The sequence below is a fragment of the Micromonospora sp. MA102 genome (genome assembly GCF_025460765.1).
Taxonomy (GTDB): domain Bacteria; phylum Actinomycetota; class Actinomycetes; order Mycobacteriales; family Micromonosporaceae; genus Micromonospora; species Micromonospora halotolerans.
Genome location: NZ_JAMWEG010000015.1, coordinates 14,617 through 38,748 on the forward strand (window position 1 = coordinate 14,617; position 24,132 = coordinate 38,748).

Sequence of the window (24,132 nt, forward strand, 5' to 3'; positions counted from 1 at the left end):
GGGCGGATTCGACGCGCCGTCCACCGACCGGGCACACCGCAGCCCACCGCCGCACCGCCGCACCGCCTATCTTGAACGCGTGGATCGGTGTGACGAGTGCCTGTTCGTCTACTCCGCGCTCGACAGCGGCGCGCTGCCGCAGCGGTTGCGCGACCTGGCCGGGCGCTATCCGGCCGCCCTGCGCGAGGTGCCGGACCCGCGCCGGCGCCCCGCACCGGAGGTGTGGTCGCCGCTGGAGTACGCCTGCCACGTCCGGGACGTGTTCCGCGTGCAGGCCGACCGGCTGGCCCTGGCCCTGCGCGTGGACGCGCCGGAGTTCGCGCCGATGGGCCGCGACGAACTGGTGGTCACCGAGCGCTACAACGCGCAGGAGCCGGAGGTGGTCCTCGCCGACCTGGCCACGGCCGCCGACGGGTTCGCGGCCCGCTTCGCGGCGCTCGGGGAGACCGAACTGGCCCGCACCGGCGTCTACCCGTGGCCGCGGCCCGAGACGCGGACGCTGCGCTGGCTCGGCCGGCACACGGTCCACGAGGCCGAGCACCACCTGCTCGACATCCGCCGCGCCGCCGGCGCCGGAACGGCCGGCGGGGCCTGACGCCCGTTCGGCGTCAGGCCCCGCAACGGCGAGCCGGACCGGGTTCGAACCGCCGGGCGACGCCCGGCGGCCCGACCGGCGGTCAGTGGATCGGCACCGGCGTGGGGCGCTGCTCCTCGCCCGTCCCGCCGTCGAGCAGGTGCGACGGCTCGCGCCGGCGGGGCAGGAGCGCGGCCGGGATGAAGGTGAGCAGCACCAGCCCGAAGCCCACCCAGAAGGTGGTCGCGAAGGAGCTGGCCGCAAAGTCGAGCCCGCGCTCGATCAGCGACGGCGGCACCGGGAACTGCTGGAGCAGCTCCGGCCGCTGCTGCGCGGCGATGGCCAGGCCGGCCTGGGTGACCGGCTTGCCGCTCGGGTCGGTCACGCCGGGGATCACCTCGGAACCGTTCAGCTTGCTGGTGAGGATCACCGACATCACCGCGGCGCCGACCGAGCCGCCGATCTGCTGGAGGATGTTGACCAGCGTGGAGCCGCGGGCCACCTCGGCGGCGTGCAGGGTCTTCAGCGCCGAGGTCATGATCGGCATCATGGTGCCACCCATGCCCAGACCCATCACGAACAGCGAGCCGCAGAGCAGCCAGTAGGACGTGTGCGGGTCGACCTGGGTGAAGGTGAAGAACCCGGCGGCGATGAGCACCAGCGCGAACGGCACCGTCCGGCCGACCGGAACCTTGTCGGCCAGCATGCCGGCGATCGGCATGGTCAGCATCGCGCCGAGACCCTGCGGCGCCATCAGCAGGCCGGCGGTCAGCGTCGACTCGCCGCGGACCTGCAGGAAGTAGCTCGGGAAGAGCAGACCCGCACCCATGAACGCGATGATGAAGACGAACAGGGTCACCGTGGCGATGCTCAGGTTGCGGTTGCGGAACAGCCGCAGGTCGAGCAGCGGGTGCCGGGGCCGGAACGAGTAGACCACGAAGGACACCACGAGCACGGCGCCGACCAGCATGGGCAGCCACACCTTGTTGTCGCGCACCGTGCCGGCCTCCGGCAGCGAGGAGACGCCGTAGAGGAAGAGCGCCAGGCCGGGCGAGAGCATCAGCATGCCGAGGAAGTCGAACGACTCCGACGGCTCGGGGTTGTCCTTCGGCAGGGCGAGCTGGGCGTAGATCAGCGCGACCACGCCGATCGGCAGGTTGATCAGGAAGATCCAGTGCCAGCTGGCGGTGTCGATGAGCCAGCCGCCGAGGATCGGGCCGCCGATCGGGCCGAGCAGCATCGGGATGCCGAGGACGGCCATCAGCCGGCCGATCCGGTGCGGGCCGGCGGCCCGGGTCATGATCGTCATGCCGAGCGGCATGAGCATGCCGCCGCCGAGGCCCTGGACCACACGCCAGCCGATCAGCTCACCGATCGAGTCGGCGGTGGCGCACAGCCCCGAGCCGATGGTGAACAGCGCGAGCGCCACCATGTAGAGGCGTTTGGTGCCGAACCGGTCGGCGGCCCACCCGCTGAGCGGGATCACCGTGGCCAGCGCGAGGGTGTAGCCGGTCATCGTCCACGCCACCCGGGCGTACGAGGCGTCGAACTCGCTCTGGAAGGTCGGCAGCGCCACGCTGACGACCGTCACGTCGAGGATCGACATGATCGCACCGAGCACGACGACGCCGGCCACCTTGAGCACCGCGGCGTCGAGCTTGTTCGATGTCGCGACAGGTTGCTGGGTCACAAACAGTCTCCTGGTTCAGGTCCGGTCGGGGGCGGTGGCGGCGCCGCGCGCCTTGAGGAGCGCGGGGTCACGTGCAATGGGGCGGCGTCCGGCAGGAAGCGTAGCGACCGGCTGCGACATCGCGCGGCCGGTTTACCGGGATCACCGGCGACGCGCGACGGGCTCAGACCATGGCCCGATGGTCGCGCGGATTGACGCCGCGGACCCGCTTGAACGCCGCACTGAGCGCGAACGGGCTGCTGTAACCGACTCTGCGGGCCACCGAGGTGAGGGTCAGCTCGGTGTCGCGCAGCAGGTCGGCGGCGAGCGCGAGGCGCCAGTTGGTGACGAAGGTCATGGGCGGCTCGCCGACCAGTTCGGTGAACCGGCGGGCGAACGCCGCCCGGGAGGCGCCGGTGGCGGCGGCCAGACCGCCCACCGTCCAGGTCCGGGCCGGATCGTGCTGGACCAGCCGGACCGCGTGGCCGACGACCGGGTCGGTGTAGGCCCGGTACCAGCCGGGCGGCCGCGCGCCGGGACGGGCCAGCCAGGTGCGCAGCACCCCGATGACGAGCAGGTCGAGCAGCCGGTCCAGCACCGCCTCCTGCCCGGGTCCGTCGCGGTCCAGCTCCGCGGCGAGCAGCGCGACGACCGGCAGCTCGCCGTCGGCGGCGGTCAGCACCACCAGGGGCGGCAGGGCCGCGAGCAGGCCGGCGCCGACCGCGCCGCTGCTGGCGTACGTGCCGGTGAGCAGGGCGGTGGCGCCGTCCGGCCGGGTGCCCCAGGTACGCAGGCCCAGCGCCATGGTGTCGGTCAGCTCCTCCCCGGCGAGGGTGGTGCAGCGCTGCCCGGGATGGATCACCACCTGCGGTGGGGTGTCCGGATGGTCGGCCACCGTGTACGGGTCGGGCCCGCGCAGCACGGCCACGTCCCCGGGGCGCAGCGACGCGGGGGCGCCGCCGTGGGGCACCACCCAGGCGCTGCCCCGGACCACCGTGGTGACGCTCAGCGGGGCGGCGTCGCGGACCAGGATCGACCAGGGCGGGTCCATCACGGTACGGAGCAGGAACGCGTCCCGGGCGCGCAGCCCGCGGAGCACGTCGGCGAGCACGTCCACCCGGTGAGCGTAGACGCTCACGTATGGGTCGGGGCGTTCCGGCCATGGATCGTCCAGCGATCCCCGGGTCCAATGGTCCTCATGACCGCATCGAACATCCGGGCCGGCGTGCTGCTGCTGGCCACCATGACGACGGGCCTGACGGCGGGGCTCTTCGCGGCCTTCGCGTACGCGGTGATGCCGGGCCTGGCCCGGGTCGACGACCGGGCGTTCGTCGCCGGCATGCGGTCGATCAACCAGGCCATCCTCAACGGCTGGTTCGCGCTCTGCTTCGGCGGCGCGCTGGTCTGCACCCTCGCGGCCGTCCTGCTGCACCTGCCCGCGCGGCTGCGCGGGCCCCTGCCCTGGCTGGTCGCCGGCCTGACGCTCTACGTGCTGGTGCTCGCGGTGACCGCCGCCGTGAACGTGCCGCTCAACGACCGGCTGGAGGCGGGGGCCGCCCGGCTGGCCGACCCGGCGGAGCTGCGCGCGGCGTTCGAGAGCGCCTGGGTCGGCTGGAACGTGGTCCGGGCGGTGCTCAACACCGCCGCCTTCGGCTGCCTCGGCGTGGCGCTGCTGGTGGCCCGGTCGCTGCCCGGCTGACCGACGTCCGGGTCACCGGTCGCGCAGCTTCGCCAGCAACGCGACCTCGGCGGTGCGGGATCGTTCGATCCGGCCGGCGAGGTCGCGTACCCGGGCGCTCGTGCCGGCCTGGACCTGGGCGCGGGCCAGCTCGGCGGCGATCCGCTGGTGGGCGCCGAGCACGTCGAGCAGCACCCGGTCGGCCTGGCCGGGCGGGGCGGCCCGCAGCCGCGCCAGCCCGGCGGCGGCGTCGCTGTGGCCGGAGTGGTCGTGCCGCTCGGCGGCCGCCATTGCGGACGGGCCGGCCTCGCGCAGCCAGCCGCGCATGGTGGCCAGTTCGTCGGTCTCGGTGGCCCGGACGGCGGCGATCAGCGTGCGGATCTCCGGGTCGGTGGTGCGGTCGAGCCCGAGCCCCACGATGTCCAGGGTCTGCTCGGTGTGCGCCACCATCATGGCCAGGAAGAGCGCGTCGATGCCGCTGGTCGCGGTCTCGGCGGCGGGCCCGGGACGGGTGGCGGCGGTCGGCGCCGGCTGGCCGGTGCAGCCGGCCGCGGCCAGCAGCACGGCCAGCAGGGCGGCGGCGAGCGGGCCGCGCAGGCCGGCCCTGCGGTCGGGGGTACGCCGGGTGCCGGGTGCGGCGCACGCGGGGCGCGGCCGCACCCGTCCGGTCAGATCTGGAGCCACAGCGCCGGCACGTTCGGCGGTTCCCAGCCGGGGATCGCGGTGTGCGCCTGGCGGCAGCGGTAGGTCAGGCCGTTGTAGGTGACCGTGTCCCCCACCTGGTAGGCGCGCCCGGCGGTCCAGGTGCCGCCGGGGGCCGGCGAGCTGGTCGGGGTGGGCCGGGGCGTCGGGGTCGTCGGCGCGGGGGTCGGCGTCGGGCTGGGCGTGGGGTTGCCGCCGCCCCCGCCGATCTGGAGGTCGACGCAGGAGTAGAAGGCGTTGGCGGTGTCGGCGATGTTCCACACGGCGAGGAGCTTCTGCCGGCCGGAGAAGCCACCCAGGTTGACGGTGTGCGACACGGTGGCGTCGGGCTGGCGGCCGCCGCCGTCGACGACCGCGACCCGGGTGTTGCCGATCCAGTATTCCCAGTTGGACGTGGCGTGCCGGGCGGTGTTGACCCAGGTGAACGTCACCGAGCTGCCGACTGAGGTGGCCGGCCAGCCGCGGCTGTCGTCGTTGAGCACGGCGAACTGGGCGATGCCCGCGTGGCAGCTCTTGAGGCCCTTGGGTCCCTCGACGCTCTGCGGCTCGTACTTGATCTGGCCGCAGTCGGGCACCCGGTTCTGGGCGCAGAGTGCCTGGCGGCTGGGGGGCGACGAGACGTAGCCGTGGGCCTGGGCGGGTGCGGCGACCGCCAGGGTGGCGGTGACGGCACCCGTGGTGAGCAGCGGCAGGGTGATTCTTCGGCGCATGGCGGCAACTCCTTCGGGGCGGTGGGAGGAGATGTCAATGAACATAAATTAAACCTTGTTAACAGTAAAGACTCCTGTCTATAAATTAAGCCGCGTATCCGGGGCCGTCCTTGAGCGCCCCGGCACCCGCATGGGATTCTGGGACGTCGATGGCTCTGCGCGGGGCCGACCGTCGCTCCTTGGGCACCCGGACACCGGGAGGGCGACGCAGGACAGACGATCGCCCGACCTCCGAAGGAACCCCGCATGAGCAGAACCCCCTCCACCCCGCGCCGGGTCACGGCGTACGCGGCGAGCCTGCTGCTCGCCCTCGCCGCGCCGGCCGCCGTCGGCCCGCCCGCCGCCGGCGCGGCGGCCGACCCGGTGACGGTGACCGTGAACGCCCGCGCCGGGCTGGCGACCGTGCCGGACACCGCGCTCGGCGTCAACCACGCCATCTGGGACGAGCAGCTCGGCAGCACCGAGACCTCGGACCTGCTCCGGGCGGCCGGCGTGCGGATGCTGCGCTACCCGGGCGGCTCCTACGCCGACATCTACCACTGGCGGAACCACACCGCGCCGGGCGGCTACGTCGCCCCGAACACCGACTTCGACACCTTCATGGCCGCGGCCCGGCGGGTCGGCGCCGAGCCGATGATCATCGCCAACTACGGCACCGGCACCCCGGCCGAGGCCGCCGAGTGGGTGCGGTACGCCAACGTCACCAAGGGCTACGACGCGAGGTGGTGGACGGTCGGCAACGAGAACTACGGCAACGGCCACTACGGCTCGGCCTGGGAGGCCGACGACCACCCCGACAAGAGCGCCAGCCAGTACGCCCGGCTGGTCGTCGAGTACGCCGACGCCATGAAGGCGGTCGACCCGGACATCAAGGTCGGCGCGGTGCTGACCATGCCGGGCAACTGGCCGGACGGGCTGACCGCCGGCGCGGACCCCGGCCCCTGGAACCAGACCGTGCTCTCCCTCGCCGGCCCGAAGATCGACTTCGTCGACGTGCACTGGTACCCGGGCGGCACGGCCGCCGAGTCCCTCGCCCGGACCAGCCACCTCCCCGACGCCGCCTGGCTGCTGCGCCAGCAGATCGCCCGCTACGCCGGCCCGGACGCCGGCCGGATCGGGATCAGCTTCACCGAGCTGAACGTCGGCGCCGGCCAGAACACCCAGCCGGGCGCGCTCTTCCTGGCCGACGCCTACAGCGGGCTGCTGGAGCAGGGTGTCTTCACCGTGCAGTGGTGGAACACGCACAACGGGATCGGCACGGTCTCGCAGGTCGCCGGCCAGACCGACTACGGCGACTTCGGGCTGCTCTCCAGCGGCGGGTGCACCGCCGACGGGTCGGTCTGCGAGCCGCCGCTCAACACGCCGTTCGCGCCATACCACGGGTTGTCCATGATGAACCTCTTCGCCCGGGCCGGCGACCAGTTCGTCCGCGCCGCCACCGACCAGCCCCTGGTCGCCGCGCACGCGGCCCGCCGGCCCGACGGCAGCCTCGCGGTCCTGCTGCTGAACAGGGACCCGGACACCGCGTACCCGGTGGCCATCGACTACGCCGGCTTCACCCCGGCGGACGAGGCGCCGACGGTGCACACGCTGACCAACGGCGCGGCCGGGGTGGCCACCGGGCGGTCCGGCGACGCGACCAGCCGGACGCTGCCGCCGTACTCGCTGACCACGCTCGTGCTGCGCCCGGCCGGTGTGGTCGCCGGCCGGCCCGGCGCGCCGGGCCGGCCCACCGCCGGCGCGGTCACCGACCGGACGGCGACGATCACCTGGCCGCCGGCCGCGCCCGGCGGCGCGCCGATCGCCAAGTACGAGGTGTACCGGCAGCACGGGGCGGTCAGCGAGCAGCTCGGCGAGACGGCCCGCACCTCGCTCACGGTCGGCAACCTCGAACCCGGCACCCGGTACACGGTCAACGTGCTGGCCCGGGACACCGCGGGCCGGGTCTCCTGGTCCTCCCCGCCGCTCACCTTCGCCACCGGTAGCCCGGCCGCCAGCACCTGCGCCGTCCGCTTCCACCCGGACACCGACTGGGGCAACGGCTACGTGGCGACCGTGGACATCGTGAACACCGGCCCGAGCGCGATCGACGGCTGGACACTCACCTGGACCTGGCCCACCGACTGGCAGCAGGTGAGCAGCGGCTGGAGCGCCAACTGGTCGCAGGTGGGCACCCGGGTCACGGCGACCAGCACCGCCGACAACCGCCGGCTCGCCGCCGGTGGCGGCAGCACCAGCGCCGGATTCGTCGGCGCGTACAGCGGGCCGAACGTGCCGCCCGGCGCGTTCCGGCTCAACGGAACCGTGTGCGCCACGGGGTGAACCGGGCCGAGGTCACCCCCGCCGGGGTGGCCGGAGCCGGCCGTCGGCCGCCGACGGGGTCCGCGGGCTCCGTCGGCGGCCCACGCCGCCGGGGCGGCGCGGGGCCGGGACGACGTGCGGGCGCAGGCGCGCGGCGTACTCCGGCCCGGCCGGTCGCCGGCGGGACGCGCCCGGCCGGGGCAGCCCCGCCAGGATCACCCCGAGCAGCGTCACCGCGACGATCCCGTCGAGCCAGTAGTGGTTACCGGTGCCGACCACCACCAGCAGGGTGAGCACGGGATGGGCCAGCCAGAACCACCGCCACCGCCCGGAGGTCACCGTGATCAGCGCGACGGCGACGGCCACAGCCCAGCCGACGTGCAGGGAGGGCATCGCGGCGTACTGGTTGCTCAGCGTGTCGGTGTCGGGCGGGCCGTAGACGGCGGGGCCGTACCGGCTGCCGGTGTCCACCAGGCCGGTGAGCGCGGTCATCCGGGGCGGAGCGAGCGGCACGAGGACGTGCAGGGCCAGCGCCGCCGCGGTGAGCACGGCGAGGGCCCGCCGCATCCACCGGTAGTGCACGGGATGGCGGAGGTAGAGCCACACCAGGCAGAGCACGGTGGCCGGGAAGTGCACGTAGGCGTAGTAGCAGTTGGCCAGCCGGACCGGCAGCTCGTGGACCAGCAACGGGGCCTGCACGGCGGCCTCGTCCGGCAGGTGGAGCAGCCGCTCCAGCCACCAGATCCGCTCCCCGTTGACCAGTGCGGTGCCGGACCGCCCGGCCACCAGCGTCCGGCCCGCCTTGTAGGCGAGGAAGAGCGCGGCGACGAGGCTCAGCTCGCGGACCGCCCGGCGCACCGCCCCGGTCGGCCGCGCGTCGACGGTCACCGGTGGTGGCGCGGGCTGCGTGGTGTCCACGGCGCCTCGATTCGGTCAAGGGCCGGCGTCATGCCGGCCCGGGTGGGCACGGACCAGGGCCGCCGCCGGATCGGCGACGGCCCTGGGACGACAGGGCGTCAGCGGCGGGCGCGTTCACCCGGCCCCGCGACGTCCACGGCCACCTCGTCGAAGGCGGGCGCCCCGTCGACCGCGTCGGCCGCGACGGCGACCGAACGGGCGGTGTCGGGCAGGTCCAGGCTGGACCGCAGGGTGACCGGCTTGAGCAGCAGCGCGGCCAGGATCCCGACGACCGCGATGGCGGCCGAGATCAGGAAGATGTGCCCGGTCGCGTCACCATACGCGGCCCGCACAATCTCCTGCACCGGCGCGGGCAGGGCGGCGAGGTTGAGCGTGCTGCTGCCGCCGCCACCCGTGGTGGGGATCCCCGCCGCGGCCAGGTCGTGGGTGATCCGGTCGGTGACCTGGCGGGCCAGGACCGCGCCGAGCACCGACACGCCGATGGTGCCGCCGAGCGAGCGGAAGAACGCCACGCTGGAGCTGGCCGCGCCGATGTCCTTGAGCGCCACCGTGTTCTGCACCGCGAGCACCAGGTTCTGCATGGTCATGCCGACGCCCACGCCGACGATGAACATGGCGGCGCCGACCAGGACCAGCGAGGTCTCGTGGTCGATGGTGCCGAGCAGGGCGAAGCCGACGACCAGGATGATCGACCCGGCGACGATGTACGGCTTGATCTTCCCGGAGGACGTGATCAGCCGGCCGGCGACGATCGAGGAGAGCAGCACGCCGGCCATCATCGGGATGGTGAGCAGGCCGGCCTCGGTCGGGCTGTAGCCGCGGCCGATCTGGAAGTACTGGCCGAGGAAGACCGCGCCCCCGAACATCGCCATGCCGACCGCGAGGCTGCCGAGGATCGCCAGCGCCGTGGTGCGCTCGCGGACGATCTCCAGCGGCACGACCGGCTCGGCGGCCCGCGACTCCACCAGGACGGCGAGGGCGAGCAGCAGCACCGAGCCGCCGACCATCGCTCCGGTCTGCCAGGACAGCCAGGCGAAGGAGCTGTCGACGAACGAGATCCAGATCAGCAGGAGGCTGACGCCGGCGGCGATCAGGGTGGCGCCCAGGTAGTCGATCTTCACGTTGTCGCGCCGCGCGGTGGGCAGGTGCAGGGTGGCCTGGAGCAGGAGCAGCGCGACGGCCGCGACGGGCACGCCGACGAAGAAGCACCAGCGCCAGCCGAGCCAGGAGGTGTCCACGATGAGGCCGCCGAGCAGCGGGCCGCCGACCGTGGCGAGGGCCATGACGCCGCCCAGGTAACCGTTGTAGCGGCCGCGCTCCCGGGGCGGGATCATCGCGGCGATGGCCACCTGGACCAGGGCCTGGAGACCGCCGACGCCGATGCCCTGGAAGGCGCGGGCGGCGATGAGCTGGCCGGCCGAGTGCGAGAAGCCGGCCGCGACCGAGCCGGCCAGGAAGACCACGATGGCGACCTGGATGAGCAGCTTCTTGTTGAACAGGTCGGCGAGCTTGCCCCAGATCGGGGTGGTCGCCGTGGCGGTGAGCAGGGTGGCGGTGACCACCCAGGTGTACTGCGTCTGCGAGCCGTTGAGGGCTCCGATGATCTTCGGTAGGGCGGTCGAGACGACCGTGCTGCTCAGCATGGCCACGAAGAGCACCAGCAACAGGCCGCTGAGGGCTTCCAGCGTCTTCCGCCGGCTCATGGGCGCGGCGTCCGCCGTCGCGGTGGGTGCGCTCATCGCGCGTCCTCCAGGTTGTCGTGTCGGGTGAGGGCGACCTCAAGGTCGCGGGTGAGGCGTGCGAGCGCGGTGGACAGGGCCGCCACCTCGTCGGGGGTCCAGTCGGCGAGTGCCCGGGAGATCACCCCGCCGTACCAGTCGTAGGCCTCGGTCATGGCGGCCCGGCCGGCCGGGGTGATCGTCAGGTGACTGGCCCGCCGGTCCTGCGGGTCGGCGCGCCGGTCGACCAGGCCGTCGGCGACCAGGGCGGCGACCGCCCGGCTCACCGTCGAGGGGTCGAGCCGGCCCCGCTCTGCCAGGTCCCGGGCGTGGCAGCCGGTGGCGCCGTCCCGGTCGATGTGCCGGAGCAGGCCCACCAGGCCGGGCGGCACGGCCGGCCGGTCGTGCGCGCGCCGCTGCTTGAGCACCCGCACGCCGGTCAGCAGGTCCTGCAACCGGGCGACGAGTTCTCGGCTGGTCGCGTCCACTCTTCCCCTCCCCCTGCCTTGGTTGCCTCAAGCAATGATTCGCGAATCTTGCCCATCAGGCAAGTTTGCTCATTGAGAAACGGATCACGTACGCTGGGGAGCCATGGACGAGTCGACCGGGCTGCGCGAGCGGAAGAAGGCGGCGACGCGCCTCGCCCTGCACGAGGCGGCCCTCCGTCTCGCCGCCGAGCAGGGGCCCGACCGGGTCACCGTCGAGGCGATCGCCGACGCCGCCAACGTGTCCCGGCGCACCTTCTCCAACTACTTCTCCAGCAAGGAGGAGGCGCTCTTCCACGGCGACACCATGCGGCTGCGCCGGCTGCTCGACCTGATCGCCGAGCAACCCGCCGACCTGACACCGTGGGCGGCGCTGAGCCGGGCCGCCCTGTGCCAGGCCGACGAGATGTACGACGAGACCGCCGAATCCTGGCTCAACCGGCGCCGCCGGCTGCACGGCAACCCGGGCCTGCTGGCGCACCAGGTGGCCGCGTACACGGCGATCGAGCGGGAGCTGGCCGGGGAGCTCGGCCGCCGGATCACCGGCCCCGACATGGCGCTGCGCGCGCGAATCCTGACCGCCACCTTCCTGGCCACCCTGCGGGTCGCCGTCCAGCAGTGGATCGAGCAACCGGATCAGCCGCTGACCGACACGCTGCGGGCCGCGCTCGCCCACGCCGCCCCGGCGGCCGGCTGACTGTCGCACCGTGGGGCTAGCGTCCTCGGCGTGGTCACCGTCGACGACGTCCGCGCCCTGGCACGCACGCTGCCCCGCACCAGCGAGCACCTGATCCACGACCGGATCAAGTTCCGGGTCGGCGCGATCGTCTACGTCGCGTTCAGCCGCGACGAGCGGAGCATGGGCTTCGGCTACCCGAAGGAGCAGCGGGACGGGCTGATCGCCGCCGAGCCGGCGCTGTTCTTTTTGCCCCGGCCCTCCGACCTGCGCTTCAACTGGGTCTGCTGCCACCTGGAGCGGCTCGACCACGACCAGATGACCGAGCTGGTGTGCGAGGCGTGGCGGATGGTGGTGCCGAAGTTCCTGGCCCGCCAGCGGCTAGGCGGGTAACCGCGGCCGGCGGGGGCTTCGGTGAGAGCGGTACCACGCCGTACGGTCCCGGCATGAGCGGCACCACGACATCCACGGCGGCCGTGCGGCCGTACCGGCCCGCCGACCACGACGCGGTCTACGACATCTGCGTGCGCACCGCCGACGCCGGCGGCGACGCCCGGGGCCGGTACGCCTCGGACGACCTCATGCCCGACCTGTTCGCCGGGCCCTACCTGCACCTCGAACCCGACCTGGCATTCGTCCTGGCCGACGCCGGCCGGGTGGTCGGCTACGTGGTCGGCACCGCCGACACCGCCGCCTTCGTCCGCGCCTACCGGCGCGTCTGGATCCCCCGGCTGGCACACCGCTACCCCGCGCCGGCCGGCGACCCGTGCACCCCGGACGAGGAGATGATCGCCCTGCACCACCACCCCGAGCGGATGCTCCTGCCGGAGCTGGCCGACCACCCGGCCCACCTGCACATCGACCTGCTCCCCAGCCACCAGGGTCGCGGCCACGGCCGGCGGCTGCTGGACACGTTCCGGGCCGCCGCCGCCCGCGCCGGCGCGCCCGCGCTGCACGTCGGCATGGTCACCGCCAACGTCCGCGCGCGCGGCTTCTACGACCGGCTGGGCTTCCACGTCATCCCGGTGCCCGACCCGGGCCCGCTCACCTACCTCGGGCGGTCCACCACCTGAGCTGCGACGACGGTCCGGGCGTGTCGCGGCACGGCGATCGATTCCGCCCCGCCGGCCGGCCCGGCGCTGACAGACTCGTGCGGTGGGCGGCGACCGGTGGGGCAAGGGGCTGGGCCCCGCCATGCCGATCGCCCCCGCCGCCCGGGTGGACAAGTTCGAGATCTTCTTCGACCTCGTCTTCGTGGTCTCGTTCTTCCTCATCACGCGCGCCACCGCGGCGAACGTGACCGGGCGCGAACTGCTGCACGCCATGCTGGTCCTCGCCGTGCTCTGGTGGTGCTGGGTGGTCCACAGCGTGGTAGCCAGCCGGCTGCGGCTGGGCGAGGGTTTCGTCCCGGCGCTCATGGTGATCGGCATGATCGCGTTGTTCACCTTCGCGCTGGCCCTGCCGCAGACCTTCGGCGACCTCCAGCAGGGCAGCGCCGGGCCCATGCTGGTCACCGTCAGCTACGTGGTGACCCGCACCGTGCACCTGTCGCTCTACGTGTACGCGACCCGGGGCGACCCGGCGGGACGGCGCAAGCTGTGGCATTTCCTCCCCGAGGTGCTGATCACCACCCTCCTGCTGCTGGTCGCGGCGCTGCTCCCGCCCATGGTCGGGGACCCGGACGTCGGGTTGTGGCTGCGCGACGGGCTCTGGATCGGCGTGGTGGTCGTGCAGTACGCCGGCGGCCTGCTGTCCGGCGCGGAGGGCTGGCAGATCACCTCCGCCGAGCACTGGACCGAACGCTACGACCTGATCCTGATCATCGCGCTGGGCGAGTCGGTGATCTCGGTCGGCGTCGGCGGCAACCTGCTCGGCAAGCCGGTCACCTGGCCGGCCATCCCCGCGGCGATCTTCGGCATCCTGTTCACCGCGGCGCTCTGGTGGGTGCACTTCGACATGATCGGTCCGGCCGCACGGATCGCTCTGCACGCCGCCGAGGGCCGCCCGCGCGTGGCGATGGCCCGGGACGCGTACGCCTATCTCTACCTGCCCATGATCGCCGGGGTGATCCTTTTCGCCATCGGCGCGGAGGAGCTGGTGCGGACGATCACCGACCCGGTCGGCGGGGTGGCCGAGCGGGCGCACGGGCCGGCCGTGCCGTTGCTCTTCGCCGGGGTGATGATCTACCTGGCCGCCGACATGGCCTTCCAGCTGCGCACCCTGAAGACCCTGTCCTGGAGCCGGCTCGGCGCCCTCATCGCGCTCGCCGCCGGGTTGCCGGTCGCCGGGCACCTGCCCGCGCTCGCCGCGCTCGGGCTGCTCACCGCCATCTGCGTCGCGCTCGTCGCGTACGAGGTGGTGACGATGGCGGAGGCCCGAACCGCGCTGCGGCGGGCGGTGTACGAGGAGAAGGCCAGCCACGAGGCGGGCGAGGCGGCGTTCCGTGCCCGCTGGCACGACGGCGGCCCGGACCGGTCCGCGGGGTAGCCGGTCGCCCGTTCCCCATGGTGGGACGGGCTGGCCTTAGAGTCTCCGCGTGATCGAGATCGCCACCGAGGTCGACCTGTCCCACCCGCCGGCACGAATCTGGCGGGCGCTGACGGAACAGGCGCTGCTCGCCAAATGGTTCGCCGGCAGCGAGTCGCTGGGCGACCGGACGCTGCTGCGGACCGGAGGGCTGCCCGGCTACGACGCCGACACCGACGTGGAGGTGGTCGAGCTGCGCGCGCCGGAACGGCTGGTGCTGCGCTGCCGCGAGGGCACCCGGAGCACCCGGCTGGCGTGCGACCTGGTCCCCATCGGTCACGGCTCGCGGCTGTCCGTGCGGGAGGTGCTGGAGGAGGGCGACTGGGACGCCGACCGGCGCGCCGAGCAACACCAGCGGGCGGTGACCGGACGGCTCCCGGCGATCCTCGACTGGCTGGCGTTCCAGGAGATCGACCTGCGCCGGGCCGAGGGCGGGCTGACCGCCGAACTGCCGATGGTCGGGCCCGGTGCGGCGGACGGCCGGTCCGGGCGTCGTCGTCTGGTGCTGCTGGCGGCCGGCGTGCTGGCGATGCTCGGCGTGGCCGCCGGGGGGACGGTGTGGGCCACCAGGCCCGCCCCGACCGCGCCGGCCGCCGCGCCGGCGTCGACACCGCCGTCGTCGCCGCCCGCGCCGGCCACGAGCAGCGCACCGCCCCGGGCCACCCCGTCCCGGCCCACGCCGTCGGCCAGCCGCCGCAGCGTCGCGCCGGCGACGAGCGCGCCCGCCTCCCCCACCCGAAGGCCCAGCCTCAGCCCGCCGCCGGCCGCGCGGCTGGCCGCCAGCTACGAGACCGTCTCCGACCGGGTCTTCGGCTACCGGAGCCAGGTGGTGCTGCGCAATCCCGGTCCGGCGGCGAGGCAGGACTGGACGGTGACCGTGACGCTGGGCGACGACGCCACGGTCAGCAGCGTCAACGGGGCCGAGGCCAAGCAGGACGGCGCGGTGGTCACCTTCACGGGCGCGGCGGTGCCGGCGGGCGGGTCGACCACGATCCGGTTCGACGTGCGGGATCCCGACCTGTCGGCCACGGGGCCGGAGGGCTGCACGGTGGACGGGGCGGCCTGCTCCGGGCTGTGACGCGGGTTCGGCCACGGCACGGCGCCGCCGGGAGGATCGTTCCTCCCGGCGGCGCCGCTGACCGAGGGATCAGTTCCGGTTGATGGTGAAGGTGCTGGTCGTGTTCCTGATGTCCTGGTAGTTGTCGGTCAGCCGGAGGTTGGTGAAGGTGGCGGAGCCGACCGCCGGGCCCTGTCCCGGCTCGGGCATCTCGTTGACCCAGATGCCGAAGCCGGACTTGGCGTCGAAGGCGTCACCGCTGCGCTTCGCCCCGGAGATCGACACATTGGTCAGGACCGTGTCGGTGACCGGATTCTCCGGTTGGCTGCCGGTGTACTTGGTCTGGAACATGATCCCGGAGTACGTCGGGTCGACGATGTCCACGTCGGAGATCCGGATGCCGCGGAACTCCTTGGAGGCAGAGAAGAGCCACAGGGCCGGGAACGTCTGCTGGCCCCAGAAGTGCCCGCCCGACCGGATCAGCGAGACGTTCTGGAACTGGGTGGGTGGGCTGGCGCCGAACCCGACGAACGGGTAGCCGAAGTCCAGCGAGCTGATGGTGATGCCCGAGTACGTCAGCTGGTCGGCGATGTAGAGGTTGCGGAAGACGTTGTCGTAGCCGCCGTAGACCGCCACGCCGGCCGCCCGCCACGTCAGTGTGGCGGTGAGGTTCTCGAACACGTTGCCGTGGTTGCCGCCCGAGCCGCCCTGGTCGGTCGCGGAGAACAGCGCGAAGGCGTCGTCGCCGTTGGATCGGCCCTCCGAGTTGGTGACCAGGTTGTTCGTGCTGGCGTTGGTCATGTTGACCGCGTCGGCGAAGGTGTCGCGGAAGCGGCTGTCCCGGATGGTCAGCCCGCTGACGCTCACCCCCCAGTACGCGCAGACGGTGTGCTCGACCCAGACGCTGTCCAGCGTCATGTTGTCGACGTCCTTCAGCTCGCCCCACACCTTGCCCGGACCGTCGATCCGGGTGGTGTAGTTGCCGAAGAAGGCCAGGTGGGCGAAGGTCGACCCGCTGGCCGAGGACTCCACCCGGAAGCCGGCGTCGGTGTTCTGCTGGTTGGTGGGCGTCTGGAAGCGGGTGTACCACATGCCCGCGCCGACCACCCGGACCGGCTTGCCGTACACCTGGAACTTCTGGGCGGTGTCGTAGGTGCCGGGCGGCAGGTAGACGCCGACCAGGTTGCCGGTGGCGTCCATCCGGACGGCGTCCAGGGCGTTCTGCACGTCCGCGTGGCTGAAGCCGTTCGGCACCGCGTACCGGGCCGGGTCCGGGTTGGCCCGGGGCGACACCAGCTCGGTGTTGACGAAGTCGATCGCGTACGTGGTGCTGTTGGCCGGGTCCTTCTGGAGCCGGATGGTGGCGCCGGCCGGTACGGTCGAGTTCAACATCACGTTGGCCTCGTCGTACAGGTGGCGGGGCGCGCCGGCGCCCGGTGAGTCGCTGGGGCCGGCCTCGGCGCCGTAGAGCCAGATGTGCTTCGAGGTCAGGTTGATCGGCTTGTGCAGCACGCCGTTGACGTAGATGTTCAACGTCGAGTCGATCCCGCCGCCGCCCGGGGCGTCCGGGATGGAGAAGCGGGTGACCAGGGTGTTGGTGGACGCCCGGGTGGTCCACTCGACGTACGCGCCGGTGGTGTTCAGGGTGACCGCGCGGCGGCCGGACGCCTCACCGGCCAGGTCGCCGATGGTCCGGTTCGGCCCGAGCACCTGCGCGCCGCCGCCGACCCGGCCGTCCTCGGCCTCGTACATGTCGTACGGGACGTTCGCGCCCCGGCCCACGAACAGCGGCCGCTCGGTGGTGTTGTTCTGCTGCTTGACGGGCAGCTCGTTGGCGTCGGCGGCGAGTGCCACCCGCACCGTGTACTTCCCGTTCGCCGCCGTCCAGCCGCCCAGGTCGACCGGCGGGCTGGTCGCCCCGGCCGCCAGGGTTCCGCTGTACGAGCCGGTCAGGGTCCGCACCACCGCGCCGTTGTCGCTGAGCAGGGTGAGGGTGATGCCGTGCGCCCCGCCGGCCGAGGCGACCGTGCCCTGGTTGCGGATCGACACCGCGAAGCTGACCGCGGTGCCGGCGCTCGGCGTGCCGGGTGACCAGCTCACCGCGCCCGCGACCAGGTCGGAGCTGGGCACCGGGCTGACGGTCAGCGCGGTGGTCCGGCTGTTGTTCGACTCGTTCTGCTCGATGACGGTGTTCGCCTCGTCGGCGGTGGCCGTCACCTCGTAGCTGCCGGCGTTGCGCGCGCCGATGCCCACGGTGACGGTCGCCGACGCACCGGCCGCGAGCGCCCCGACGGCCGCGGTGCCGACCTTGGTCGTACCCAGGGAGAAGGTGACCGCGGAGGCGGCGGCCGGCGCGGTGCCGGCGTTGCGGACGGTGGCGGAGAGCGTGACGGCGTCGGTCTCCACCGGCGCGGACGGTGCCGCGGACAGCGCGGTGACGGTGAGGTCCGGGTTCGGCGCCGGCGTGCCGATCACCTGGAACTCGGCGACCTGACCGTTGGACGAGCCCGAGTTGGCGGTGAACTGCAGCCGCACGTCCGCGGCCGTGGCGCTGACCGGGATGGTCACCGTGTTGCTGCTGCTCGGGCTGAACGAGTACGTCGCCGAGCCGACCACGCTGGTGAACCCGGACGCGGACTGCTCCCGGCCGAGCACCTGGAAGGTCTGCGTGCGCGGCCCCCAGACCGGGTCCGGGTTGAGCTTGACGACGATCGCGCTGATGCTGGCGTTGGCGCCCAGCGCGACGGTCAGCGTGCTCGGGTACGCCCCCGGCGCGCCCTCCCAGTAGGTCGTCACGTCACCGTCGTTGGCGTTGGCCGCGGTGAACACGTGCACCACCGAGGAGGCGGTGATCGGCTTGCCGGCGGCCAGGTTGGTGCCTCCCGGGGTGCTGCCGGTCCGGGTGACCGTGTTGGAGGTCGCCGAGACGTTCCCGGCCGCGTCCCGGGCCCGGACGAAGTACGAGACGGTGGCGCTGTCCGGCTGGGTGTCGGTGTAGGTGAGGGTCGAGCCGCTGACGCTGCCGCGCAGCGCGTTGTTGGCGTAGACGTCGTAGCCGGTCACGCCGACGTTGTCGGTCGACGCCGTCCAGGTCAGCCGGATCTGCCCGCTCGCCGGCTGGGTGTACGCCAGGTTGCCCGGCGCTGTCGGCGCCGTGGTGTCGCCGGTGTTGCCGGTGCGGGTGACGGTGTTGCTGCTGGCCGACTGGTTGCCGGCGGCGTCGCGGGCCCGGACGTAGTAGGAGACCGTCGACCCGGCCGGCTGGGTATCGGTCCAGGTGAGGGTCGAGCCGCTGACGCTGGTGCGCAGCGTGCCGTTGGCGTAGACGTCGTAGCCGGTCACGCCGACGTTGTCGGTCGACGCCGTCCAGGCGAGCCGGACCTGGTCGGCGGCGGGCTCGGTGAAGGCGAGGTTGCCGGGAGCGCTCGGCGGCTGGGTGTCGCCGGTGGCCGGGCCGTAGACCTCCAGTTCGGCGAGCTGGCCGGCGGGCCAGCCGGTGTTGGCGGTGAACAGCAGCCGCACGTAGCGGGTGGTGGCCGTGCCGAAGGTGACGGTGACCGTGTTGCCGCTGCCGGGGTCGAACGCGTACCCGGCGGAGCCGGCGAGGGTGCCGAAGGTGGACCCGTCGGTGCTGCTCTGCACGGTGAGTGTCTGGGTGCGTGCCGGCCAGCCGGCGGGAAGCTTCAGCACCACCTTGTTGACCGCCACGGCGGCGCCCAGGTCGACCCGGATCCACTGCGGGAATGCGTTGTTGGCGCTCTCCCAGTAGGTGGCCGGGTTGCCGTCGTTGGCGTTGGCCGCGCCGTAGACGTCGGAGTGGCCGCTCTCCGCCATGGTCCGGCCCAGGGCCAGGTTGGCCGACGCGCTCGCCGATCCGTACACCTCCAGCTCGGCGAGCTGCGCGGCGGCCCAGCCGGTGTTGGCAGTGACCGCGATCCGGACGTGGCGGGCGCTGGTCGCCGGGAAGCTCAGCGTGACCGTGTTGCCGTTGGCCGGGCTGAAGGTGCGGCCCGCCGAGGCGACCAGGGTGGTGAAGGTGCCGCCGTCGGTGCTGCCCTGCACCGACAGGGTCTCGGTGCGGGTCTCCCAGCCGGCGGGGAGCTTCAGCACGACCTGGTCGACCGACTGGGCGGAACCGAGGTCGACCTGGGCCCACTGGGGAAACGCGCCGGCGCTCTCCCAGTAGCTGCCGGCGTTGCCGTCGGTGAGGTTGCCGGCCGCGTAGGGGCCGTTGACGCTGCTGGCCGTGGCGGTGCGGCCGAGCGCGAGGTTGGGGCCGCCGGCCGCGGCGGCCGGGGACGGGGGCGGGGCCGTGACGGCCAGCGCGACCGCGGCGAGCACCGCGACCAGCCGGGTACGGAATCTGGACATGGTGGAGGGACACCTTCTTCCGGGGACGTGGAGAGGTGGGTGTGGTGGGGGGTGGCCGGGGTCCCCGCCGCGCCGCGGGGACCCCGGGGGCGGTCAGCTGGCGTACACCTCGAACTCGCCGAGTTGGCCGGCGGGCCAGCCGGTGTTGCCGGTGAAGGTCAGCCGGAGGTGCCGGCGCCCGGCGGAGGGGAAGGTGATGGTGGCGGTGTTGCCGGTGGCCGGGTCGAAGGTGTAGCCGGCCGACGCCTTCACGGTGGTCCAGGTGGAGCCGTCGGTGGAGCCGAGCACCGACAGGGTCTGGGTGCGGGTCTGCCAGGCCGACGCCGGTGGCAGCTTCAGCACCACCCGGGACACCGGGTACGTCGCGCCGAGGTCCACGGTCAGCGACTGCGGGAAGGCGCTGTTGGCGCTCTCCCAGTACGTGGCGGCGTTGCCGTCGACCGTGTTGGCCGCGCCGTACACGTCGGCGTGGCTGGTCTCGGTGACCGGCCGCCCGGCGGCCAGGTTCCCGCCGGGCGGCGGCGGGGTGGTGGTCGGGGGCGGCGTGGTGGTCGGCGGCGGGGTGGTGGTGCTGCCGCCGTACACCTCGAACTCGGCGGCCTGGCCGGCCGGCCAGCCGGTGTTGCCCGTGACGCTGAGCCGCAGGTGCCGCCACTGTCCCACGGCCAGCGGGATCGACACGGTGTTGCCGGTGGCCGGGTCGAAGGTGTAGCCGGCCGAAGCCTTCAGCGTGCTCCAGGTCGACCCGTCGGTGGAGCCGAGCACCGACAGGGTCTGGGTACGCCGCTCCCAGCCGGGCGGCAGCTTGACCACCACCCGGTCGACGCTGCGCGCCGCGCCGAGGTCCACGGTCAGCGTCTGCGGGAACGCGTTGTTGGCGCTCTCCCAGTAGGTCGCGGCGTTGCCGTCCACCGCGTTCGCCGCCGCGTACGTCTGGGTGCTGCTCGACGCGGTGGCCGGCCGACCGAGCGCGAGGTTGCCGCCGGACGGCGGTGGGGTGGTCGGGGTCGGGCTCGGCGTGGGGCTGGTCGGGGTCGGGGTGGGCGGGGTGGACGGGCCGTTGCCCCACTGCGGCTCGGGCCACGGCCCGCAGTACGGGCTCGCCGAGTACCAGCCGGAGTTGCCGGCGCCCTGGGTGATCTGGAAGCCGCTGCCGACGCAGTTGTACATCGGGTTGGCCTGGGCGATGCCGGTGGCCCGGACGTTGGTGAAGCTGACCTGGCTGGGCGCCTGCACCTGGAGCGCGAAGGTCCCCGCGCCGTCGATGCGCACGTTGTTCAGGTTGATCCCACTGGTCTGCCCCTCGATCCAGTGCAGCGCGGCGTAGGAGCTGTCCAGGATGTCGGTGTCGGTGACGTTGATGGTGGCGCCCTGGATCGGCTCGTTGAGCGCCGAGAACCAGAGTGCGCCGACGCCAAAACGCCAGTTGTAGTCGGAGTTCCCGTTGCGGATCAGGGTGTTGCGGGCGACGGTGATCGTGCCGGCGACGGCGGTCGGGCCGTTCACGCCGGGATAGCGGTTGGCCACGTGGATGCCGCCGCCGTTGGTGACCGAGTCGGCCGTCACGTTGTCGGTGATCCGGATGTCCCGGCCCCCGTAGGTGACCAGGTTATTCGCCAGGATGGTGACGCCGACGGTGTTGAAGGTGAAGGCGTTGTTGACGTTCGGCACGCTCTGCGCCCACATGGCCAGGCCGTCGTCGCCGGTGTTGCGGACGAACGTGTTCGTCACCGTGGAGTTGGTGACGCCCCAGTGGAAGTTCACCCCGTCGGCCGTCTGGTCGAGGATCCGGCTGTTGCGGATGGTGAAGTTGTCCATGGGGCCGTCCATCCAGGCCCCGACCTTGGTGTGCTGCAACCAGAGGTTGTCCACCACCGAGTTCGACATGGCCCCGCCCAGGGCGTTGACCTGGTCCTCGTCGACCCGCTCGCGGATGTCGCCGATGATGGCGAAGTCCCGCAGGGTGACGTTGCGGCTGGGCCCGCCGGCCTCGTGCGGCCGGATCTCGCCGCTGTAGCCGCCACCGGGCACGTACTTGCCGTAGATGCCGGCGGCCCGCTTGCGGTCGGTGGGGTGCCGGCCGCCGAGCACCGAGTACCAGGGCCCGGCGCCGCGCAGAGTCACCCCGTCGACCACCACGTGGTCCCAGAGGGTGAACGTGCCGGCGGGGATCCAGACGGTCTTCCCCTGGGCCTTGCCGGCGTCCACGGCGGCCTGGAACTTCGCCGTCGAGTCGGTCGCGCCGCTCGGGTCGGCGCCGAAGTCGGTGACCACGTCCAGCACGCCCGCGGGCTTGGCGATCTGCCCGCCGACCAGCTCGAAGTCGGCCAGGTCGATGGTGAAGCTGGGCGACTGCGCGGTCGAGGAGACCTGGAGGCGGATCTTCGTGCCCGCCGGGTACGTGGTGCCGAACAGGGTGCGGGTCTCGTCGTAGAAGTGGTGCGGGTTGGTGTCGCCCGGGTTGTTGTTGAACGGGTAGCCGCCGTAGTACCAGCCGTACCGGGAGGTGACCGGGACGGACTTGACGAGGGTGCTCCCGGCGCGCAGGTCGATGCTGGCGTCCCGGCCGGTGCCGGCGGCGTTGTCCGGCAGGCTGTACCGGAAGGTGACCGCGTTGGCCGGCGCGGTGAGGGTGAACTCGACGTATTCGCCGACGGCGTCGAGGGTGACCGCCTCCCGGCCGGAGGCCTCCGACGGGAGGGTGCCGTAGCGGCGGTCGGGGCCGATGCGGGTGCCGGTGTGCGCCGCGTTCTCCGCCTCCTGCTCGACGAAGCCGACGGTGGCGCCGCGACCGGCGATGGCGAACGGGGACAGCCCGGCGGCGCGGGCCGGGGTGGCGGTGGTGCTGAGCGCCACGACGGTGACGGAGGTGGCGGCCAGCGCGGCGCCGGCCAGGACGGCGAGCCCCGCGCGGAGCCGGCTGCGGTGGGGTTGGTGCGGGGTGGTGTGCTCGGCCATGAGGGGTGCGCTCCCTTTCGTCGGATGGCCAGGTCCCCCGTGCGGTGCGGTGGCTCCTCCTCCCTCCTGTTCGGGTGGCGCGGCGGGCGGCGCCGGCGGGGTGCCCGCCGGCGCCGGGGACGGGTCAGCCGGTCCGCAGCCAGACCGCGGTGTCCGGCGGCAGCCGGTCGTCGTCGAGCGGACCGCTGGCCAGCAGCAGCCGCTCGTGCCCGGGCAGCGGCACGGCGGCGGCGGAGAGGTTGACCAGGCAGGTGAGGCCGGGTTCCCGGGCGAAGGCGAGCACCTGGTCTGGGGCGGGCAGCCAGGTGAGCGTGCCGTCGCCGAGCGCGGCCTCGGACCGGCGGATCGCGATGGCCGCCCGGTAGAGCTCCAGCATCGAGTGCGGGTCGCCGGTCTGGGCGCGGACCGTGCGGTCCTTCCAGTCGGCCGGCTGGGGCAGCCAGGGCCCGGCCGCCGCGCCGTCGGGGCTGAACCCGAACGGCGGGGTGTCACCGGCCCAGGGCAGCGGCACTCGACAGCCGTCCCGGCCGGGGTCGACCCGGCCGGACCGTTCCCACATGGGGTCCTGGCGCAGCTCGTACGGGATGTCCTCGACCTCCCAGAGGCCCAGCTCCTCCCCCTGGTAGACGTACGCGGCGCCGGGCAGCGCCAGGGAGAGCAGCGCGGCGGCCCGGGCCCGGCGGGTGCCCAGTTCCAGGTCGGTGGGGATGCCCTCGCGCTTGGCCGCGAAGCTGAACCGGGTGTCCGCCCGGCCGTAGCGGGTGACGTGCCGGGTGACGTCGTGGTTGGAGAGCACCCAGGTGGCCGGTGCGCCGACCGGCGCGTGCGCGTGCACCGTCCCGTCGATGCTCTCGCGCAGCGCCGAGGCGTCCCAGGCGCAGCCGAGGAAGTCGAAGTTGAAGGCGGCGTGCAGCTCGTCCGGCCGCAGGTAGTTGGCGAACCGCTCCCGGTCCGGGAGCCACACCTCGCCGATCAGCGCCCGGTCGCCGGGGTAGGAGTCGGCGACCCGCCGCCAGCTCCGGTAGATGTCGTGCACCCCGTCGAGGTCCCGGAAGGGGTGCGGCCGGTCGGGCCGGGTCTCGGGCAGCGTGCCGTCCTTGACCAGCAGCCCGGCCGAGTCGATCCGGATGCCGTCCACGCCCCGGTCGAACCAGAACCGCAGGACGTCCTCGAACTCGGCGCGCACCCGCGGGTGGTCCCAGTTGAAGTCCGGCTGCTCGGGTGCGAACAGGTGCAGGTACCAGTCGCCGGGAGTGCCGTCCGGGTTGACGGTCCGGGTCCAGGTGGGGCCGCCGAACTCGCCGACCCAGTCGGTGGGCCGCTGGTCGCCGTCCGGGCCGCGGCCGGGCCGGAACCAGAACAGCTCCCGCTCCGGCGCGTCCGGCCCGCCGGCCAGGGCCGCCTGGAACCAGGGGTGCGCGTCGGAGCAGTGGTTCGGCACGATGTCGACGATGGTCCGGATGCCCAGCGCGTGTGCCTCGCTGATCAGCGCCTCGGCCTCGGCGATGGTGCCGAAGACCGGGTCGATGTCGCGGTAGTCGGCCACGTCGTAGCCGGCGTCGGCCATCGGGGAGGGGTACCAGGGGCTGAACCAGATCGCGTCGACGCCGAGCTCGGACAGGTAGTGGAGCCGGGACCGGATGCCGGCGATGTCACCGATGCCGTCGCCACCGCCGTCGGCGAAGCTCCGCGGGTACACCTGGTAGATCACCGCTCCACGCCACCACGGACCGCTGTCTGCTGTGGACACGAGCACCTGCTTTCTGCGTCGGTACGTCGGCGGGTTCGC

Annotated in this window: 18 protein-coding genes; 8 read left to right on the forward strand and 10 right to left on the reverse strand. The window is 73.3% G+C overall.

Annotated features, from left to right (window positions below):
- Positions 1-79 precede the first annotated feature (79 nt).
- Entirely contained in the window at positions 80-595 is a 516-nt protein-coding gene (locus NFX44_RS25010; RefSeq protein WP_262286042.1) for a DinB family protein, read from the forward strand.
- An 82-nt stretch (positions 596-677) separates the two neighbouring features.
- Here NFX44_RS25010 and NFX44_RS25015 read toward each other — a convergent pair whose 3' ends face one another.
- Entirely contained in the window at positions 678-2,264 is a 1,587-nt protein-coding gene (locus NFX44_RS25015; RefSeq protein WP_262286043.1) for a DHA2 family efflux MFS transporter permease subunit, read from the reverse strand.
- A gap of 163 nt (positions 2,265-2,427) precedes the next feature.
- A complete protein-coding gene (locus tag NFX44_RS25020; RefSeq protein WP_262286158.1) occupies positions 2,428-3,360 on the reverse strand; it encodes an AraC family transcriptional regulator in 933 nt (310 codons plus the stop codon).
- Between the two features lie 81 nt (positions 3,361-3,441).
- Here NFX44_RS25020 and NFX44_RS25025 point away from each other — a divergent pair, with 81 nt between their 5' ends.
- On the forward strand, positions 3,442-3,942 hold the full coding sequence (locus tag NFX44_RS25025; protein WP_262286044.1) for a DUF1772 domain-containing protein: 501 nt from the start codon (positions 3,442-3,444) through the stop codon (positions 3,940-3,942).
- A 12-nt stretch (positions 3,943-3,954) separates the two neighbouring features.
- Here the strand turns inward: NFX44_RS25025 and NFX44_RS25030 are convergent, their stop codons facing one another.
- Entirely contained in the window at positions 3,955-4,605 is a 651-nt protein-coding gene (locus NFX44_RS25030; RefSeq protein ID WP_262286045.1) for a DUF305 domain-containing protein, read from the reverse strand.
- Positions 4,590-5,333, reverse strand: a complete 744-nt coding sequence (locus NFX44_RS25035; protein ID WP_262286046.1) for a lytic polysaccharide monooxygenase — start codon at positions 5,331-5,333, stop codon at positions 4,590-4,592. The genes NFX44_RS25030 and NFX44_RS25035 overlap by 16 nt, the downstream gene beginning before the upstream one ends.
- 246 nt (positions 5,334-5,579) lie before the next feature.
- Between NFX44_RS25035 and NFX44_RS25040 the strand changes: the two genes are divergently transcribed.
- On the forward strand, positions 5,580-7,655 hold the full coding sequence (locus NFX44_RS25040; RefSeq protein ID WP_262286047.1) for a cellulose binding domain-containing protein: 2,076 nt from the start codon (positions 5,580-5,582) through the stop codon (positions 7,653-7,655).
- A gap of 12 nt (positions 7,656-7,667) precedes the next feature.
- Here the strand turns inward: NFX44_RS25040 and NFX44_RS25045 are convergent, their stop codons facing one another.
- The 3 genes from NFX44_RS25045 to NFX44_RS25055 all read right to left on the reverse strand — a co-directional run bounded on the left by NFX44_RS25045 (position 7,668) and on the right by NFX44_RS25055 (position 10,758).
- Entirely contained in the window at positions 7,668-8,552 is an 885-nt protein-coding gene (locus NFX44_RS25045; RefSeq protein WP_262286048.1) for a phosphatase PAP2 family protein, read from the reverse strand.
- Positions 8,553-8,650: 98 nt separating this feature from the next.
- Positions 8,651-10,291: an MDR family MFS transporter gene (locus NFX44_RS25050; protein ID WP_262286049.1), complete on the reverse strand. Its 1,641-nt coding sequence runs from the start codon at positions 10,289-10,291 to the stop codon at positions 8,651-8,653.
- Complete coding sequence (locus NFX44_RS25055) at positions 10,288-10,758, reverse strand: MarR family winged helix-turn-helix transcriptional regulator (RefSeq protein WP_262286050.1); 471 nt, start codon at positions 10,756-10,758, stop codon at positions 10,288-10,290. The genes NFX44_RS25050 and NFX44_RS25055 overlap by 4 nt, the downstream gene beginning before the upstream one ends.
- Positions 10,759-10,861: 103 nt before the next feature.
- On the opposite strand from NFX44_RS25055, the gene NFX44_RS25060 reads away from it, so the two are divergent.
- The 5 genes from NFX44_RS25060 (at position 10,862) to NFX44_RS25080 (ending at position 15,035) form a co-directional block, all read left to right on the forward strand.
- Positions 10,862-11,452, forward strand: a complete 591-nt coding sequence (locus NFX44_RS25060; protein ID WP_262286051.1) for a TetR/AcrR family transcriptional regulator — start codon at positions 10,862-10,864, stop codon at positions 11,450-11,452.
- Positions 11,453-11,482: 30 nt separating this feature from the next.
- Complete coding sequence (locus tag NFX44_RS25065; RefSeq protein WP_262286052.1) at positions 11,483-11,824, forward strand: MmcQ/YjbR family DNA-binding protein; 342 nt, start codon at positions 11,483-11,485, stop codon at positions 11,822-11,824.
- A gap of 53 nt (positions 11,825-11,877) precedes the next feature.
- On the forward strand, positions 11,878-12,504 hold the full coding sequence (locus NFX44_RS25070) for a GNAT family N-acetyltransferase (protein WP_262286053.1): 627 nt from the start codon (positions 11,878-11,880) through the stop codon (positions 12,502-12,504).
- An 82-nt stretch (positions 12,505-12,586) separates the two neighbouring features.
- Positions 12,587-13,918: a low temperature requirement protein A gene (locus NFX44_RS25075; protein WP_262286054.1), complete on the forward strand. Its 1,332-nt coding sequence runs from the start codon at positions 12,587-12,589 to the stop codon at positions 13,916-13,918.
- Between the two features lie 49 nt (positions 13,919-13,967).
- Complete coding sequence (locus NFX44_RS25080) at positions 13,968-15,035, forward strand: SRPBCC domain-containing protein (RefSeq protein WP_262286055.1); 1,068 nt, start codon at positions 13,968-13,970, stop codon at positions 15,033-15,035.
- Positions 15,036-15,104: 69 nt separating this feature from the next.
- On the opposite strand, the gene NFX44_RS25085 is transcribed toward NFX44_RS25080, so the two are convergent.
- From NFX44_RS25085 to NFX44_RS25095, 3 genes are all read right to left on the reverse strand, one after another.
- A complete protein-coding gene (locus NFX44_RS25085) occupies positions 15,105-19,385 on the reverse strand; it encodes a discoidin domain-containing protein (protein ID WP_262286056.1) in 4,281 nt (1,426 codons plus the stop codon).
- A gap of 93 nt (positions 19,386-19,478) precedes the next feature.
- Positions 19,479-22,343: a discoidin domain-containing protein gene (locus NFX44_RS25090; protein WP_262286057.1), complete on the reverse strand. Its 2,865-nt coding sequence runs from the start codon at positions 22,341-22,343 to the stop codon at positions 19,479-19,481.
- Between the two features lie 124 nt (positions 22,344-22,467).
- Positions 22,468-24,093 carry a glycoside hydrolase family 13 protein gene (locus tag NFX44_RS25095; RefSeq protein WP_262286058.1) on the reverse strand — a complete coding sequence of 542 codons (1,626 nt, stop codon included), beginning with the start codon at positions 24,091-24,093 and terminating at the stop codon, positions 22,468-22,470.
- Between the last annotated feature and the right edge of the window lie 39 nt (positions 24,094-24,132).